This is a genomic window from Bradyrhizobium tropiciagri (assembly GCF_018130505.1).
Classification (GTDB): Bacteria; Pseudomonadota; Alphaproteobacteria; order Rhizobiales; family Xanthobacteraceae; genus Bradyrhizobium; species Bradyrhizobium tropiciagri_B.
This window is the reverse complement of record NZ_JAFCKH010000024.1, coordinates 1-16,024: the sequence shown is the minus strand read 5'-3', so window position 1 is coordinate 16,024 and position 16,024 is coordinate 1. Positions and strand designations below refer to the sequence as shown.

The following is a 16,024-nucleotide window of genomic DNA, read 5'->3' as shown; positions in this document are numbered from 1 at the left end:
GTGATCGAGGCGCGGAGCGACAGCTTGCCCTTGATCTTTGGCGCAGACAGACCCGTCATCCCCTTTTCGAGGACGAAGCCTCGGATCTGGTTGTCGTGGGCGGTCGACTTCGCCCAGACGACGAACACGTCGGCGATGGGCGAGTTGGAGATCCACATCTTCGATCCGGTCAGCCGGTAGCCATCAGCGACCTTCTCGGCCCGCGACTTCATGCCGCCGGGATCGGATCCGGCGTCCGGCTCTGTCAGGCCGAAGCAGCCGACCCACTCGCCCGTGGCGAGCTTCGGCAGGTAGCGCTTGCGCTGGGCGTCGTCGCCGTAGGCGTAGATCGGATACATCACCAGCGAGGACTGCACGCTGTTCATCGAGCGGTAGCCGGAGTCGACGCGCTCGATCTCGCGAGCGACCAGACCGTAGGAGACGTAGCCGGCGTCGGCGCAGCCGTACTCTTCGGGGAAGGTCACGCCGATCAGGCCGAGGGCGCCCATCTCGCGGAAGATCTCACGATCGGTCTCCTCGTTCAGGTAGGCCTCGGTGACGCGCGGCAGCAGCTTGTCCCGGGCGTACTCCCGGGCCGTGTCGCGGATCATCCGTTGGTCTTCGGTCAACTGCTGGTCGAGCAGGAACGGGTCGTCCCACGCGAACTGCGGCCACGTGTGCGCGTGAGAGCTGGCCGCGGCGGATTGCTTGACGGTCTTGTTCATCAGCCGGTCACCGCGGCAGGAGCGCGGCGGACGCGCGGGGGAGAGGGGCTGGTGAGTTCGTCGTCAATGAACTCCATGCGGTCCTTGCCCCAAAACATCTCCTCGCCGACGAAGAAGGTCGGGACGCCGAACACGCCGCGCTCGAGGCCGCGATCAGTCTCGGCGATGAGCTCGTCGCGGATCTCGTCGCTCTCGACGAGCTTCTCGAATTGCGCCGGATCCACGCCGAGTTCGGCGGCGATAGGCTTCAGGCCGGCGAGTTCGCCGACCGACGCGTCGCCGCGCTCCCAATAGGCGGCGAAGGTCTTCTCCATGAATTCCCACTCCTTGCCGAAAAGGCGCATTGCGAGCGCGCCGCGCAAGGCGGGGCTGGTCTTCATCGGGAATTTCTTCGGCATCTGGAACGGTAGGTCGTACTTCTTCGCCCAGCGCATCAGGTCGATCTTCCGCGAACGCAGCTTGACCTTGGGCTCTTCCATGAGGACGTAGTTCTGCTTCTTGAAGACGTACCCGAGATTGAACGGGTGCGGCACGACCGTCGCCCCGTGCTTCTTCGCGATCGGCTTGATCAGATGCAGGGCGAAGTAGCTGTTGGTGCTGCCCAGATCCCAATGGAAATCGATGGTCTTTGACACGACTTGTCTCCGTTTGGTTATTGCGACGAACTGCCGCCCGAGGGCCGGCCGAACTGCTTGTTTCCGAAAAGGTTGTCCCACGCGGCGCCCTGCGGCGGTTTCTTGTTCTTCTCGAAGCGCTCCTTCAGTACGGCCAGGCCGCGCTGCACGGCGGGGCGTTTGCGGACCGAGCCGTACCAGCGCTGAATCGCTGGATAGTCATCCAGGTTCTGGCCCTGAAATTTGTGGGACCTGAGCCAAGGATAGGTCGCCATATCGGCGATGGAATAGTCGCCTGCGAGAAATTCGTTCTCCGAAAGGCGGCGTTCGAGGACACGGTAGAGGCGCTCGGCTTCCAAGGTGAATCGATCAATGGCGTAGGGGATCTTTTCCTTGGAATATTCCCGGAAGTGGTGCGCCTGTCCGAGCGCCGGCGCCATGCTCGCGGCCTGGAAGGCCAGCCACTGGGTCACCTGGTAGCGCGGGCCGATCTCGGCCGGCATGTAGCTGAAGCCGCTCTTCTCCGCGAGGTACATCATGATGGCGGCCGACTCGAAGAGCGCATAGGGCTTTCCGCCCGGTCCCTCCGAATCGACGATGGCCGGGATCTTGTTATTCGGGCTGACCCGGAGGAAGTCTTCCGCGAACTGCTCGCCCTTGCCGATGTGCACGGCCTGGACGTCGTAGGGCAGTCCGAGTTCCTCGAGAAGGATCGAGATCTTGTAGCCGTTCGGGGTCGGCCAGAAGTACAGCTTGATCAATTGAGCCTCCCGCGTTCGTTTGTTGTCCGAGACGTTAGGCAGCGGGATTTATGCCGTCCAAGACTATGAAAGTCACGATTCAGTCGTGAAACGACTTGCTGAGGCGTCGCTCCGACAAGTCGTGTGGCGTCTCAATCGAGTTGCCTTCCGTATTGGACCGGGCGACGGACCCGAAATATCCGTAGGCTTCCGTAACAAACGAACGGGAGCGCCAAACGATGACGACGAGCGGTACACTGCCGATGCTGTCCGGCATCAAGGTCATCGACATCACCCAGTTCGTCGCAGGTCCCACCGCCTCGCGCGTCCTCGCCGAGATGGGAGCCGACGTCGTCAAGGTCGAACTGGCTCCCTACGGCGACCGGTCGCGCGTGCAGGGCGTCAAGGCGAAGGACGCGCCGGAGAACGCCGCGCCCCACAGTACCTACTTCTTCCAGCACAATCACTCCAAGCGCGGCATCGCGCTGGATTTCAAGAACGAGCGCGCTCGCGACATCCTCAAGGGCATGATCGCGAAGGCCGACGTCCTCGTCGAGAACTTCAGCCCCGGCGTGATGGCCCGGGCCGGCATGTCCTACGACGATCTGAAGAAGATCAATCCCCGTCTCGTGATGTGTTCGATCTCCTTCGCCGGCCAGACCGGCGACCTCAGCGAGAAGCCGGGCTACGACTACATCGGCCAGGCCTACGCGGGCGTCACCGGCATGATCGGAGAGGCGGACGGCAGCCCCGCGATGGTGACGATGGCCATCGGCGACGTCTCGACCGGCGTGTCCGCCGCCCTGGCGATCGTCACCGCGCTCTTCCATCGCGAGCGCACCGGCGAGGGGCAACTCGTCGAGAGCACCTTGCTCGACACCTACTTCCACATGCACGAAGCGAGCATCCCCCGGGTGTCCAGACTCGGAAAGGGATACGTCCAGCAACGCACGGGTTCGCAGCATCCGGACGGCGGACCGACCGGCATCTTCAAGTGCGGCGACGGCAAGTACATCACGCTGATGTCCTTGGCCCACCAGTGGCCGCAACTGGTGGGAGCCCTTGAGATGCCGGAGCTTCTCAACGATCCGCGCTTCGCCAGCGCGAGCTCTAGGCGCAAGAACAACGACCTGCTGAAGGAGATTCTCGAGGGTTGGCTGGCTTCGGTCGGCTCCCGCGAGGAATGCCTCAAGCGACTCGAGAAGCACCGAATCCCGGTTGCGCCGGTGCTCGACCTGCACGACGTCATCGAACTCGATCACCTGAAGCAGCGCAACACCGTGCGCACGGCGGTCGATCCGATGCTGGGCGAATTCAAGGTGCCGGGGATGCCGGTGCGCTTCTCCGGATGGCAGGGGCCGTCCCGCCTCTCGGCCGCACGGCTCGGCGAGCACAACGCGGACGTTCTGCGCGAATGCGGTCTGAGCGAGGAGGAGATCGCCGACCTCCACGACAAGAAGGTTTTCGTGCGCGACCGCGCGCTCGGCTAACGCGCCTTCCGCGACCGCTTCTTCCTTTCCGCTTCTCCGACGGGCTCCACGCCGGCATTGGCCTTGAGGCGCGACGCCTGCTGAAACAGGTGCCGCACGAGCGACGAACGGTCGTCCCATCGCTTGGCGAGCCAGACCGCGGTCTGCGCCTTCGGCTCGCGCAGCGGCACGAACTTCAGGCCTTCCAGCGGAAGGCGCTTGAGGGACTCCGGCAGGATCGAGATGCCCATGCCCGCTGCGACGAGACCCATCATCGTCGGCGTCGCATTCGCCGCCTGCGCGACGTTCGGCGCGAAGCCGGAGTCGCGGCACAGGTCGACGATCTTCTGGTACAGCCCGCTGCCGATCGAACTGGCGTAGAGCACCATCGGCTCTTCGGCGAGGTCCGCCACCGAGAGATCGCCCGGCTTGCTTGCCAACGGGTGGTCCGTCCTCATCACGGCCATTAACTTTTCGCGCGAGATCTCGACGGACTGGATCGACTCCGGCTTGGGCTGCAGCGGCCGGACGAAGCCCAGGTCGAGGCGCCCGTCCAGGATCGCGTCGACCTGCTGATAGGTCGGCATCTCCTCGAGGATCAGGTCGACGTCCGGATGCTCCGCGCGGAAGTCGAAGACGAGCTTCTGGAAGCCCTCCACGAACGGGGCGGATCCGAAGAACCCCACCCTCACTTCGCCGAGCTGGCCGCGGTGGATCCGTTCGGCGCGTATCGCGGCCGCATCCACCCGTTCGAGCACTTCCCTGGCTTCCTTCAGGAAGTTCTCTCCCGCATTCGTCAGTTCGACGCGCCGGTTTGAGCGCTCGAACAGGCGTGCGCCGATCTCGCGCTCGAGCGCCAGGATCTGCTGACTGAGCGGGGGCTGCGAGATACCGAGCCTGTTCGCAGCCTTGCCGAAATGCAGGTCTTCGGCCACCGCCACGAAGTATCGGAGGTGCCTCAATTCGATATTCATATCGACAGAGTAGCAGACAATTCGGTCGTAGAGCATATCGAACGGGACCTAATGTGTATTGGACGCCGGATACTCCCCTCGCGAATGTAGACGCAGGGAGTTACGACCAAGGGTGATCCGTGATTACGGAAAAAACGTCTTCCATCGCGTCCGAAGGCGCCAGGCCGCCGATCCTTCGCGGCGTCCGCGTCCTCGACCTCAGCCGCTTTCTTTCCGGGCCTCAGGCGACCTTGTTCCTCGCCGGCATGGGCGCCGAGGTCATCAAGATCGATGACCCTCGCGGCGGCGATCCGACCTTAACCGCGCCTCCGTATTTCGGACCCGCGGCGTGGCCTTCGACCGCAAGACGTCCGAAGATCTTGGCATCGCGTATCTGAAGCGCACGCGCGGCAAGAAGTCGATCAGCCTCGACCTGAAGCAGCCGGAAGGGCATGAGGTCCTGCTGAAGCTCGTCCGCGAGGCGGACGTGCTCGTCGAGAACTTCAAGGTAGGCGTCACGGCTAGGCTGAAGATCGACTACGAGACGCTGCGCGCCGTCAACCCGCGGCTGATCTATTGCTCGATCACGGGCTACGGCGCGACCGGCCCCGAGCGGCACCGCAAGGCCTTCGACCTGATGGTGCAGGCCGCAACGGGGATGATGAGCATCACCGGCGACCCCGCCGGTCAGCCGAGCAAGACCGGAGCCTCGCTGTCGGACGGGATCGCGGGCACATTCGCGATGGCGGGAATCCTCGGCGCGCTCTACCAGAGGCACGAAACGGGCCTCGGCCAGTTCATCGACGTCTCCATGGCAGATTGTTTGCTTTCGCTGATCTTCGACGAGCCTTTCGAATGCTACGGCGACCTGGGGCTCGCCCACCGGCAGGGCAATCGGATCGCGAGGTTCTCGCCGTTCAACACCTATCAGGCGCTCGACGGCGCGGTCGCGCTCGGCGCCGGCACGACGGCGGACTGGACCAAGCTCCTGCACATCATGGGGCGCGAGGACCTTCTGGGGTCGCCGGAGTTCATGAACCCGGGTTGGCGCATCGAGAACAACGAGAAGGTCGATGCCGTGGTCGCCAAGTGGGCGGCGTCCATGCCTATCGAAAGGATCATCGTGCTGTTGGACGAGGCCGACATCACCTGCGGCCCGATCCGGACGATCGACGACGTCGTCGCCTGGGATCAGTTGCGTGTCCGCGACATGCTGCAGCCCGTCCGCAATCCGCATCTGCCGGCCACCGCCGGACCGCTCGCCGCGGGCTTTCCGCTGAAGTTCAGCGACGCCGAAGCGGTCCACGATCCGCGAGTGCCGATGCCGCGCGAGCACAACGCCGAAATCTACGAAAACCTGCTCAAGCTGTCGAAGGAAGAGGTCGCGTCGCTGAGCGAAGGCGGCGTCGTCTAGCTCGGGGCTCGGCGCTGCGAAGTATACCAAAGCAAAAAAAGAGGAAGAGGAAACGACATGATGATCACGCGAAGGACTTTCGCAGCTGCCGTAGCCGCGTCCGCAGTCTCGGCTCCGTTCGTACGGTGCGCCGGCGCCGCCGAGCCGCTGCGCCTCCGATGCTCGTTGGATTCCCCTCTCAATCATTCCCGGACGAGGGCGATCACCGACTTCCTCAAGACCATCGAAACCCGCTCCGATGGCCGCATCAAGGGCGAGGTTTTCCATAGCGCTCAGTTGTACAACGACGCGGACGTCGTGAAGGCGCTGGTCCAGGGGCAGGTCGAGATGGCTGCGCCCGGCACGTGGGTACTCACGACCGTGATGCCCGACGCCGACTTCCTCAATCTTCCGATGCTATACGGGCGCGACATCGACGTAATCCACCGCGCGATCGACGGCAAGTCGGGCCAGAACCTCAACAAGCAGATCGCCAAGCGTATCAGGTCGGAGGTCATCGGCGGTTGGTTGGATCTCGGCTTCTTCAATTGGTACACGACCAAGTTGCCGCTGACCTCCCTCGAGTCCCTGAACGGGGCCAAGATCCGCAACTCGGGCGGTGTCGGCCAGGCCTGGCGAGCGAAGTTCGTCGGAGCGATCCCAAACACGACGGCGCTGCCGAACGTCCCGCTGGCCCTGTCGCAGGGCACTTTCGACGGGATCTCGACGACCAACGAGACGGTCGCCAGCATGAAGCTCTGGGACGCGGGCATCCGCTACGCCCTCGAAGACCACCAGTTTCTCGGCGTCTACGTCCCCGTCCTTAGCAACGCGTTCGCTGAGAAGCTGACCGACGCGGATCGCCAACTGTTCAAGACGGTATGGGTGGAAAAGATCGCGAAGTACCGCGCCGACATGGCCGCCGCCCAGACCGCGGCGCACGAAACGCTCTCCAGGAACGGCGTCTCGATCGTCACGCCGACCGCCGCCGAGAACGATGCGGCCCGAGCCAAGATGGCGGCGCACGAAGACCAGGTCGCCAAGGACCTCAGGATCTCGCCGGACTTCCTCAAGCTCGTGATGGCGGACATCGATGGCAAGTGAACCGGCCGAAGGCGTGCTCGCCGGCATGGATCGCTGGTGCACCAGGATCGAACAGACGATCGTCGGCCTGCTGGGGCTCGCCGCGCTGGCGTTCGGCCTCGTCCAGGTCATCGGCCGTTACGTCATGCCGCATCAGGCGATCTCCTACGCAGAGGAGGTCATCGTCTATTTGCTCGTCTGGGCGGTGATGATCACGTCGAGCCAATTGGTCCGGCGCAACGGTCACGTGCGGTCAGATCTGGTGCTGCGCCTGTTGTCGCCGGCGACGCAGCGGATCCTCGAGATATTCAACTGCGTGGTTGCAATCTTCTTTCTGGTTGGTCTCTGCTGGTACGGCTGGCAGGTGGTCGACACCTCGCTGTTGCTGGACGAGCGAAGCTCCAGCGTGCTGCAGTTTCCGATGTGGGTCTACTACGCCGCGCTGCCGACGGCCGGGGCTTTGATGTCGGCCAGGTATTTCGCGCGATTGGTCGCGCTCCTGTTCTTCTACGACGGATCGCTCGTGACCGCCGGACACATTCCGCAGCACGAAGCGACCTTGCTCGCCGACGAAGCCGACATTCAGACGGTCCGAACCTGATGCCCGTAGCCGTATTCTTCACCGCGTTCTTCGGGCTGCTGGCTTCTGGCCTTCCGATCTTCCTGGTGCTTGGCATCTGCGCGGCCGCCCTGTTCGCGATCTCGTCGCAGCCGCTGATCGGCACCGCCCAACTCATCGTGGATCACTTGAACTCGCCGACCCTGATGTCTCTGCCGTTGTTCGTGATGGCCGCGACCTTCATGCGGGTGGGTGGTGTCGCGCAGGCTCTGGTCGACCTTGCGGTCGCCTGGCTCGGGGGATTCCGCGGATCGCTCGGCATCGTCACGGTCGTGTCCTGCACGCTGTTCGCCGCGATCTGCGGGTCCAGCGTCGCCACCGCCTTGGCGATGGGAACGATACTGCTACCCGCCATGATCGAGCGCGGCTATCCGCGGTCGTTCGCGCTCGGCGTCATCGGCGCGTCCGGGACGATCGGGATCGTCGTCCCGCCGAGCCTGGCGCTGATCCTGTACGGGATCGTCGCGGACCAATCGGTACCCCGCCTGTTCGTCGCCGGAATCCTGCCGGGCCTGCTGCAGGCGGCCGCCTTCATCCTGTGGGTCATGTACGACGCCAGGCGCCGCAATTTTCCCGTCGAGCCTGCACTGCCGTTCGGCGACCGCGTGCGGATGACGATTCATGCCTTGCCGGCCCTGCTGGTGCCCGTGATCGTCGTCGTCGGAATCTACGGCGGGCTGGTCACCGTCACCGAGGCGGCCGCCCTGTCGGCCGTCGCGGCCATGGTCGTGTCGTTGTTTTACTACCGCGGTTTCCGATGGCAGCAGACGCTCGATGTCGTGGCGGATGCGATGCGCAGCGCGGCGGCGATCATGCTCATCGTCGCCGCCGCGCTGGCGTTCGGCCATTGGGTGGCGGAATCGGGCCTTCCCGACAGGCTCGTTAAGTTCACACTCGCCCACGGACTGTCGACCTGGGAGTTCCTGCTCGCGATCAACATCTTGCTGCTCGTGCTCGGATGCTTTCTCGAGGTGATGGCGACGCTGCTGCTCATCCTTCCGGTGCTGGCGCCGGTGTTGAAGCCGCTCGGCGTGGATCCGATCCATTTCGCGATCATCTTCACGCACAACATGGAGATCGGGCTGATCCATCCTCCGGTCGGGCTTAACCTGTTCGTTCTCGCCACGATCTCGAACGCGCCGATCGGCGAGGTGATCAGGGGTATATTGCCGTTCCTGATCCTTCTCCTCATCGTGCTCGGCATCATCACCTACGTTCCGTCTTTGACGATGTTCTTGCCCGACTACGTCTTCGGCGGCTGAGAACTCGACGGTCCGATCACGGCAGGACCTGCCGCCCATCATCGAAAGCAGAGCGGAGAAACGCCAAGTGTTCAACAAACTGCGCGGAGCCGATATCGTCGCCAGGTCGCTCGAGCAGCTCGGGTGCGAACGAATCTTTACGCTGTCCGGCAACCACATCATGTCGATCTTCGATGCGGTCATCGACACCAAGATCCAACTCACGCATGTGAGGCACGAGGCCGCCGCAGTGCACATGGCCGACGGGTGGGGACGCATCACCGGAGAGCCCGGCGTCGCGATGGTGACGGGAGGACCGGGTCACGTGAACGCGCTCGGAGCGCTGTTCGCGGCCCAAGCGGCCGAGTCTCCGATGGTGCTCCTTTCGGGACACGCTGCGACGTGGGAACTAGGGCGTGGCGGATTCCAGGAAATCCGGCAGGCGGACATGGCCAAGCCCGTGACGAAGGCGTCCTGGACGGCGAAATCGACCGCGTCGCTTGGAAAGGATATCGGCGAAGCCTTCCGGCTCGCGCGGGAAGGGCGACCCGGACCCGTCCACGTCAGCCTGCCGTCGGATCTGCTCGACGAGACGGTCGCCACGGACGAGGTAGCCTGGCCGGATGAGCGCGGAAAGTCAGAAGGGCAGGGCATCGCGGCTGAGGTCGCGGACGGCATCCTCGCGGCGATAGCCTCCGCCGAACGGCCGATCATCTTCGCGCCGCCGGCGCTTTCGAACGTGGAAGGGCGCGCGCTACTCAAGGAAGTCGAACTCGTCATCAATGCGCCAACGGTGATCCTCGAGAGCCCGCGGGGCGCAGCGGATTCAGGGCTGGGCGCCTTCTCGGATCTTCTGGGCACTGTCGACCTCGTCGTGCTCCTCGGAAAGGCGTTGGATTTCACCACGAAATGGGCCGCGGAGCCGGCCTATCGTCCAGACGTTCGGGTTGTTGCCATCGATCCAGACCCGGCGATAATCGGGCGTGCGATGAACGAGGTGGGAGCCCGTCTTTTGATGGGCTGCGTCGCCGATACCAAGATCGCGGCGAAGACGCTGCTCGTCCGGGCCTCGAACGCGAAACGCCGAAGTCCCGACTGGTTGAAGCAGGCGCGCGCTGCGCTGGACGACCGGCCGCCAGAATGGGCTTCGATTGCCTCCTCAGTTGAAGGACGCCTTCACCCTGCCGAGGTGCTTCGCGTGCTGCGGACCTACATCGAGCGCGACGAACGCTCGGTCCTGGTATCCGACGGCGGGGAGATCGGGCAGTGGGCACAGAGCATGTTACCGTCGAAACGCCGTCTCGTGAACGGCGTCTCCGGAGCGATCGGCAGTTCGCTCTCTTTAGCCCTAGCGGCGCGTTACGCCGAGCCGAAGGCGCCGGTTTTCGCGGTGATCGGCGACGGCAGCCTGGGCTTCCATCTTGCTGAGTTTGAGACGGCCGTTCGTTGCCGGCTGCCGTTCGTGGCCATAGTCGGAAACGATGGTTGCTGGAATGCGGAAAGTCAGATTCAATTTAGATCGTACGGGCCGAACCGAGTGCACAATATGGACCTCACTCCTGCCCGGTACGACCTCGTCGTCCAAGCGCTTGGAGGGCACGGGGAGTTGGTCGATCGGATTGTTGATCTTCCTAATGCAATCGAGCGCGCGCTGGCAAGTCGGAAGCCGGCGCTCATCAACGTCATGATCGAAAGCGTCGCCGCTCCGACAATACGACTAGCAACTTGAACGCTATCGGTGATGCAGTAAGCGATGGCCTTTACAGCTCATAGAAAGCGTCAACTCTGCCGATTGACCGCGCTGATAGCCGAAATAGGTATTTCGCCGAGCCATACAAACTGGCCGGTGTACGCTCCTGGATTGAGTTTGCTCGGCAACGGTGCGGGCGAAGGGAGCGAGGTGACTGCCTAGACTGCACCATCCACAATGACTTCGATCAGTTCCGGTGCGCGCCGCTCGATCGCCGCCGATAGAGTCTCCCGAAGCTCGTCGCCGTTGTTGACCCGAGTGGCGGTCATACCAAGCGACCGCGCAACGCCAGTGAAGTCGACGGACGGATCGCGAAAGTCCATGCCGACAAAGTGGTTTGTCCCGTGGAAGGCTTGAAGCCGCTGCTTGATGATCCGGTAGCCGCCGTTGTTGAGAAGGACGAAGGTGATCGGCAGGCGGTGATGCGCCGCTGTCCACAGCGACTGGATTGAGTACATTGCGCTTCCGTCGCCCGAGTAGCAGACGACCGGGCGTCGCGGGTTCGCTAGGCTTGCGCCGACGGACGCCGGTAGCCCCCAACCGATCCCCCCGGACGCCATCTGATGGTAGCCGTACCTGTCGCGGTGCGTCTTCAGAGCCGACATGTAGCGGGACGACGTCAGGCCTTCGTCTATGAGGATCGCATCTGGAGGTAAAGCATTCACGACCTGGAGAGCTGCCCAATCCGGATCAATTGGGACCGACCGACTGCGCTGCGTGATTTCCCGGACCAGCCTTGCGCGGTTGGCCGACCAGTTCGTCGACTTGATGTCTGCAATGCTTGCCGATGCTTGCTTCGCAAGGGTGGGCACGTCTGCCGCCGCCAGGGTGGCAACGAGCGCACGCAAGGTCTCCTTGACGTCGGCCTTGAGTGCGACCTCGACGGGGAAATTTTTGCCGATATCGTGGTCGACGAGGCCGATCTGAACGATCGCGATGCCGGCCGGTAGTGGATCGTGCTCGCTGTAGACGGACATGCGGACGGGGTCCGATCCGAGCACGATCAGCAGATCATAGGCGCCGAGGATCTTACTGGTCTGGCGCTGGTCGCGCGGCAGCGCACCCATGAAGCATGGGTGCTCGGATAGGAAGTGCGCGCCGTAGGCGATGGTCTGTTGGTAGACCGGACACCCGACCGCCGAAGCGAACGCTGCAGCTTCCTCGAGCGCGTCGCTCTTCACGACCTCATCGCCTACGACGATGGCGGGTCTGTCGGCCGATAAGATACGTTCCGCTAGCCTCGCGATGGCCTCCCGTGAAGGCGCGGCGCGAGCGTCGATGCGGGTGCTGCGACCAAGGTCGATGTCGGCTTCGGCGTTGAGGATGTCGCCCGGCAGGGAGATGAAGACCGGTCCAGTCGGCGGCGTCATGGCGGTCTTTGCCGCGCGCCGCATGATGCGAGGCAGGTCCTCAAGGCGCGTGACTTCCACGGCCCACTTCACGAAAGGCTCGGCCATCCGGACGAGCGGTCCGTAGAGGAGGGGCTCCATGAGGCCGTGACCCTGTTCCTGCTGGCCGGCCGTCAGGATCATCGGCGTACCGGTGAACTGCGCGTTGAAGAGCGAACCCATCGCGTTGCCCAAGCCGGGCGCGACGTGAACGTTGCAGGCGACCAGCCGCCCGGACGCGCGGCTGAACCCGTCCGCCATCGCGACCACCAGGCTTTCCTGCATCGCCATGACGAACTCGATCTCCGGATGGTCCCTCAGCGCGTGCATGATCGGCAGTTCGGTCGTACCGGGATTGCCGAAAAGGTGCGTGATTCCTTCGTCCTTCAAAATGGCCAGGAAAGCCGATCGTCCGGTGATGCGCGTCATCCGATATCTTCTTTGTTCTAGGCTCGCGCCGGCGGGCGGAGTGCCGTTGAGCCGTGCGCGAAAAAAGAGCCCCGGCTCTTTCGAGGCCGGGGCCCAAGTCCGGGAGGAAAGGGTCGGCTACTTGCCGAGCCAGACTTTCGGAGCCTGCGAGGCGACCATGGCGGCGCGGGCTTCGACTTCGGCTTGGGTGATCGACGAGACCGGGTGGTCGATGACCACCGGGATCAGTCCTTCCATACCGATCGCGGTCCGGGTGAGCACGGTCTCCTTTTCGAATTCCGTGGTGATGATCGCCGCGGACGGAAGACCGAGCTTCTCGAGCGCGACCGAGTCGCGGATGCAGCAGGAGCAGCAGGATCCGCAGTCGCCGATCGCGGTCAGGACCAGGTCGTTGTTCGCAGCGATCTCGGCGATCAGTTCGGGTTCGGCGTCCTTCGAGAAGGAGCCCTTCACGTAGTAGTTAACTTTGCCGAACTTGATGCTCTTCTCGAGGGCCGCGGTGGAAGCTCGCAGGACCTTGTTGGCGTTCCACTTCGAATTGTCGAGGATCGCCAGGCGTAGGCCATCAAGACTCTTCGGGCGGGCGGCGATCGGAGTGTTCGCCGATTCGACGACGCCGCGCGGATCGAAAACGGCCACCGAGTTCGCGTCATTTACCTTCATCAACATGTGAGTTTCCTCCTGCTTTCGTTAGAGCGCGCAAGCGCCGTCGGCACATCCGTCGTCGGCCGGACCGGCCGAGGCGTCGATCGGCTTGAGCACCGGCGTGCTCATGTGACCCCAGCCCGGAATGAAGGCCGAGAAGCGGCCGGCGTGCCCGCCCATGATGAAGAGATGGATGTTGTCGGCGGACGGTACGATCGGAATGCGGGTGTCGGGATCGCGTTTGAGCCACTTCGGCAGGTTGCGGTTGTAGACCTGGCCGTAGCGGTGGTCGCGCGAGATCAGACGGAACGCGTTGCCCGAATTCATCCAGAGGTAATGACGGATGTCGGAGCGGGTCCAGCCGGCCTTCGCGATGGTCTTCGCATGCTCGATACCGAGAACGACGGTGCAGTGCCCGCCCAGGACGGCGGAGTTCGAGGCGATGGTGCTCATCGCCGAACACATCGTGTCGAGGATACCCTCGGGATCGTTGCACTGGTGGTCCGTGACGCTGTGGGGCGCCTCGGCCGCGATCGCGAACACGGTCGAGTCCATGGCGCTGTAGCCGTGTTCGACGTGGTACGGAGCGAAGGGGCTGTCGAGCTCGTTCTCTGCGACGCAGTAGCTGTACTTGCCTGGGTGGCCAAGCGTGCTCTTGTCGAAATCCGGCGGCCAGCCACCGCCGACGTTCAGCATGATCAGCCGCACGGCGCGGCCGATGGTGGCATTGGCGCGATTACCGGACCCGAAGGCGTTCGGGCCGCCGTTCATGCCGACTTCCGCGGCGAGCGGGCCGTTGACGACGATGAGAGGGGAAGCGACGTGCGTGGTCGCCTGGACGCCGTTGAGATTGAAGGCGCGGTCGGTGAGCGCGTGCATGGCGGCGCGGACGATCGGCGCGTATTCCGGACGGCAGCCGGCCATGATCATGTTGATGGCGAGGATTTCGCGGGTCAGTGCGCCCCAGCGCGGCGCGACCTTGCATTCGACGAACTGAGGGTCGCCGCCGAGCGCGGCCACGATTGCGTCGATCTTATCCTGGGTCGGCGGAACGACGGGGAGGCCGTCAGACCATCCGCGTTCGTAGTAGAGTTCGATGAGATCCGTATTCGTCGGGACCCGCTCGATCGCGGTCGCACCGACCTGTTCCATTGTCTCGAGTGCCATTGTGTGCCTCCGGCTGTTTCAACCCGGAGGCACCCTATGCCCAATCCATTATATGCCAAGGAAATCCTGATAGCCGGGATTGATACAGAATACGTATAAGTGGCATGCGCGGGCCCGGCTACCGGGGCGACTTGTTCCAGTTCGTCCGCAGCAGCGACATCAGTCCGGACGCCGCCGGGGACGCGTCGCGTTCTTTCAAGGTGATCAGGCCGAGCTCGCGTGGCAGCGGCCTGCCTTTGATCGGTACCTCGCTCAATTCCTTGCCGAGAAAACTGGCGACGCCGCTGTGCGGAGCGATCCCCACACCGATGCCGGCGCGGACGAACCCCAGCATCGTCGCGAACTGCGAGACGGTGACGACGTGGTTCAGATTCAGGCCGAGCGAAGCGGCCGCGCTGTCGATGACGCGCCGGGTCCGGGAGTCGCTGGGCAAGGAGACGAGCGGCACTTCCTTCAGGTCCGATAACGTCAGCGCCTTCTTCTTGGCCAACGCGTGATCGCGCGGAAGCACGACCGTGAACTCCTCTTTGCCGAGAAGCGTGGATTGAAACGGATCGGGCAGGTCGTCGAGATAGGTGATGCCGAAGTCGGCGGCGCCGCTGCGGACGTCCTCGATGACGGTGCCGTGCACGCCGTCGCGCACGTGCAATTCGATGCCGGGATAGGCTGTGCGATATTCCGAGACTAGGCCCGGCAGTTTGCCGTTCGCGACCGACATGATGCTCGACACGATGATCTGGCCGCGCCGCTGGTCCGCGAGTTCGCGCATGCTGCGGATGGTGATCTTCAGGTCGTTGAGCATGCGCCCGGCGACGCCGACGAATTCTTTTCCGGCCGCGGTGATCTGCACGGACCGCGTACTGCGGTCGAACAGCTTCACCCCGAGGACATCTTCGACGTGCTTGACGGTGCGCGTGACCGCGGGTTGCGACGTCTTCAGCAGCGCGGCGGCGGCGATGAAGCTGCCGTACTCCGCGAGCGCGAGGACCGTCTCAAGCTGGCGGGAGGTAAGATCAGGCAATCCTGAGGTGTTCATATCATTTATACCGATTTTGCAATTATCAATGATATCAGAAACTCCTTGATATAACCACCCCTTCCGTCCGACCGTCGCGCCACCGCAAACCGGAGCGACAGATGGGCCAGACGGAACGAGCGCCGCGTGCAACGACGCAACATCCCGCATTCGCGTGGGACGACCCGTTCCTGCTCGACCAGCAGTTGACCGAAGACCAACGGATGATCCGCGACACGGCCCGGGAGTACGCCCGGGACAAGCTGCTGCCGCGCGTCACCGAGGCCTACCTGAACGAGGAGACCGATCGTGAGATCTTCCGCGAGATGGGCGCCCTCGGCCTGATCGGCGTGACCTTCCCCGAAGAGTACGGCTGCGCCGACGCCGGCTACGTCTCCTACGGTCTGGTCGCTCGCGAGATCGAGCGCGTCGACTCCGGCTACCGCTCGATGAACAGCGTGCAGTCCTCGCTGGTGATGTATCCGATCTACGCCTACGGCGACGACGCCCAGCGCAAGCGCTACCTGCCGAAGCTCGCCAGCGGCGAGTGGGTCGGCTGCTTCGGCCTGACGGAGCCGGACGCCGGATCCGATCCCGGCGGCATGAAGACGCGCGCCGAGAAGGTCGCCGACGGCTACCGGCTGACCGGATCGAAGATGTGGATTTCCAACTCGCCCATCGCCGACGTGTTCGTCGTCTGGGCGAAGTCGGCCGCGCACGACAACCAGATCCGCGGTTTCGTCCTCGAAAAGGGGATGACGGGTCTGTCTGCGCCAAAGATCAAGGGCAAGCTGTCGCTCCGCGCCTCGATCAC

The 16,024-nt window shown here is 63.7% G+C and carries 16 protein-coding genes; 8 read left to right on the top strand and 8 right to left on the bottom strand.

The features are described 5' to 3' along the window. The 3 genes from JQ633_RS34955 to JQ633_RS34945 all read right to left on the bottom strand — a co-directional run. On the bottom strand, positions 1–704 hold a 704-nt coding region (locus JQ633_RS34955), incomplete at its 3' end, for an acyl-CoA dehydrogenase family protein (RefSeq protein WP_211990380.1). Beyond that, positions 704–1,339 (bottom strand): 2-hydroxychromene-2-carboxylate isomerase, encoded by a 636-nt coding sequence (locus JQ633_RS34950; RefSeq protein WP_211990379.1) that lies wholly within the window; start codon positions 1,337–1,339, stop codon positions 704–706. The genes JQ633_RS34950 and JQ633_RS34955, both read right to left, overlap by 1 nt. A gap of 17 nt (positions 1,340–1,356) precedes the next feature. Next, positions 1,357–2,079, bottom strand: coding sequence for a glutathione S-transferase family protein (locus JQ633_RS34945; protein ID WP_211990378.1), 723 nt, complete (start codon positions 2,077–2,079; stop codon positions 1,357–1,359). A gap of 218 nt (positions 2,080–2,297) precedes the next feature. On the opposite strand from JQ633_RS34945, the gene JQ633_RS34940 reads away from it, so the two are divergent. Next, complete coding sequence (locus tag JQ633_RS34940) at positions 2,298–3,548, top strand: CaiB/BaiF CoA transferase family protein (RefSeq protein ID WP_211990377.1); 1,251 nt, start codon at positions 2,298–2,300, stop codon at positions 3,546–3,548. On the opposite strand, the gene JQ633_RS34935 is transcribed toward JQ633_RS34940, so the two are convergent. After that, entirely contained in the window at positions 3,545–4,537 is a 993-nt protein-coding gene (locus tag JQ633_RS34935; protein ID WP_211990376.1) for a LysR substrate-binding domain-containing protein, read from the bottom strand. The two genes, JQ633_RS34940 and JQ633_RS34935, sit on opposite strands and share 4 nt — an antisense overlap. Positions 4,538–4,620: 83 nt before the next feature. On the opposite strand from JQ633_RS34935, the gene JQ633_RS35640 reads away from it, so the two are divergent. The 6 genes from JQ633_RS35640 (at position 4,621) to JQ633_RS34905 (ending at position 10,545) form a co-directional block, all read left to right on the top strand. Further along, positions 4,621–4,878 carry a CoA transferase gene (locus JQ633_RS35640; RefSeq protein WP_211990375.1) on the top strand — a complete coding sequence of 86 codons (258 nt, stop codon included), beginning with the start codon at positions 4,621–4,623 and terminating at the stop codon, positions 4,876–4,878. Then, positions 4,830–5,894 (top strand): CaiB/BaiF CoA transferase family protein, encoded by a 1,065-nt coding sequence (locus JQ633_RS34925; protein WP_211990374.1) that lies wholly within the window; start codon positions 4,830–4,832, stop codon positions 5,892–5,894. Before JQ633_RS35640 ends, JQ633_RS34925 begins: the two co-directional genes overlap by 49 nt. Positions 5,895–5,951: 57 nt before the next feature. Beyond that, positions 5,952–6,977, top strand: a complete 1,026-nt coding sequence (gene dctP, locus JQ633_RS34920; protein ID WP_211990373.1) for a TRAP transporter substrate-binding protein DctP — start codon at positions 5,952–5,954, stop codon at positions 6,975–6,977. Then, entirely contained in the window at positions 6,967–7,557 is a 591-nt protein-coding gene (locus JQ633_RS34915) for a TRAP transporter small permease (RefSeq protein WP_211990372.1), read from the top strand. Before dctP ends, JQ633_RS34915 begins: the two co-directional genes overlap by 11 nt. Next, on the top strand, positions 7,557–8,837 hold the full coding sequence (locus JQ633_RS34910; RefSeq protein WP_211990371.1) for a TRAP transporter large permease: 1,281 nt from the start codon (positions 7,557–7,559) through the stop codon (positions 8,835–8,837). The genes JQ633_RS34915 and JQ633_RS34910 overlap by 1 nt, the downstream gene beginning before the upstream one ends. 67 nt (positions 8,838–8,904) lie before the next feature. After that, positions 8,905–10,545 carry a thiamine pyrophosphate-binding protein gene (locus tag JQ633_RS34905; RefSeq protein WP_349631677.1) on the top strand — a complete coding sequence of 547 codons (1,641 nt, stop codon included), beginning with the start codon at positions 8,905–8,907 and terminating at the stop codon, positions 10,543–10,545. A 179-nt stretch (positions 10,546–10,724) separates the two neighbouring features. Here JQ633_RS34905 and JQ633_RS34900 read toward each other — a convergent pair whose 3' ends face one another. From JQ633_RS34900 to JQ633_RS34885, 4 genes are all read right to left on the bottom strand, one after another. Beyond that, positions 10,725–12,383 carry a thiamine pyrophosphate-binding protein gene (locus tag JQ633_RS34900; protein WP_211990370.1) on the bottom strand — a complete coding sequence of 553 codons (1,659 nt, stop codon included), beginning with the start codon at positions 12,381–12,383 and terminating at the stop codon, positions 10,725–10,727. Between the two features lie 117 nt (positions 12,384–12,500). Next, on the bottom strand, positions 12,501–13,052 hold the full coding sequence (locus JQ633_RS34895; RefSeq protein WP_211990369.1) for a UGSC family (seleno)protein: 552 nt from the start codon (positions 13,050–13,052) through the stop codon (positions 12,501–12,503). Between the two features lie 21 nt (positions 13,053–13,073). Next, the gene (locus tag JQ633_RS34890) at positions 13,074–14,195 is read right to left on the bottom strand and encodes a hypothetical protein (protein ID WP_211990368.1); all 1,122 of its coding nucleotides are present in this window, start codon (positions 14,193–14,195) and stop codon (positions 13,074–13,076) included. A gap of 118 nt (positions 14,196–14,313) precedes the next feature. Next, positions 14,314–15,231: a LysR family transcriptional regulator gene (locus JQ633_RS34885; protein WP_211990367.1), complete on the bottom strand. Its 918-nt coding sequence runs from the start codon at positions 15,229–15,231 to the stop codon at positions 14,314–14,316. 101 nt (positions 15,232–15,332) lie between these two features. On the opposite strand from JQ633_RS34885, the gene JQ633_RS34880 reads away from it, so the two are divergent. Continuing rightward, positions 15,333–16,024: acyl-CoA dehydrogenase family protein (locus JQ633_RS34880; protein WP_211990366.1), on the top strand; the 692-nt coding region annotated here is incomplete at its 3' end.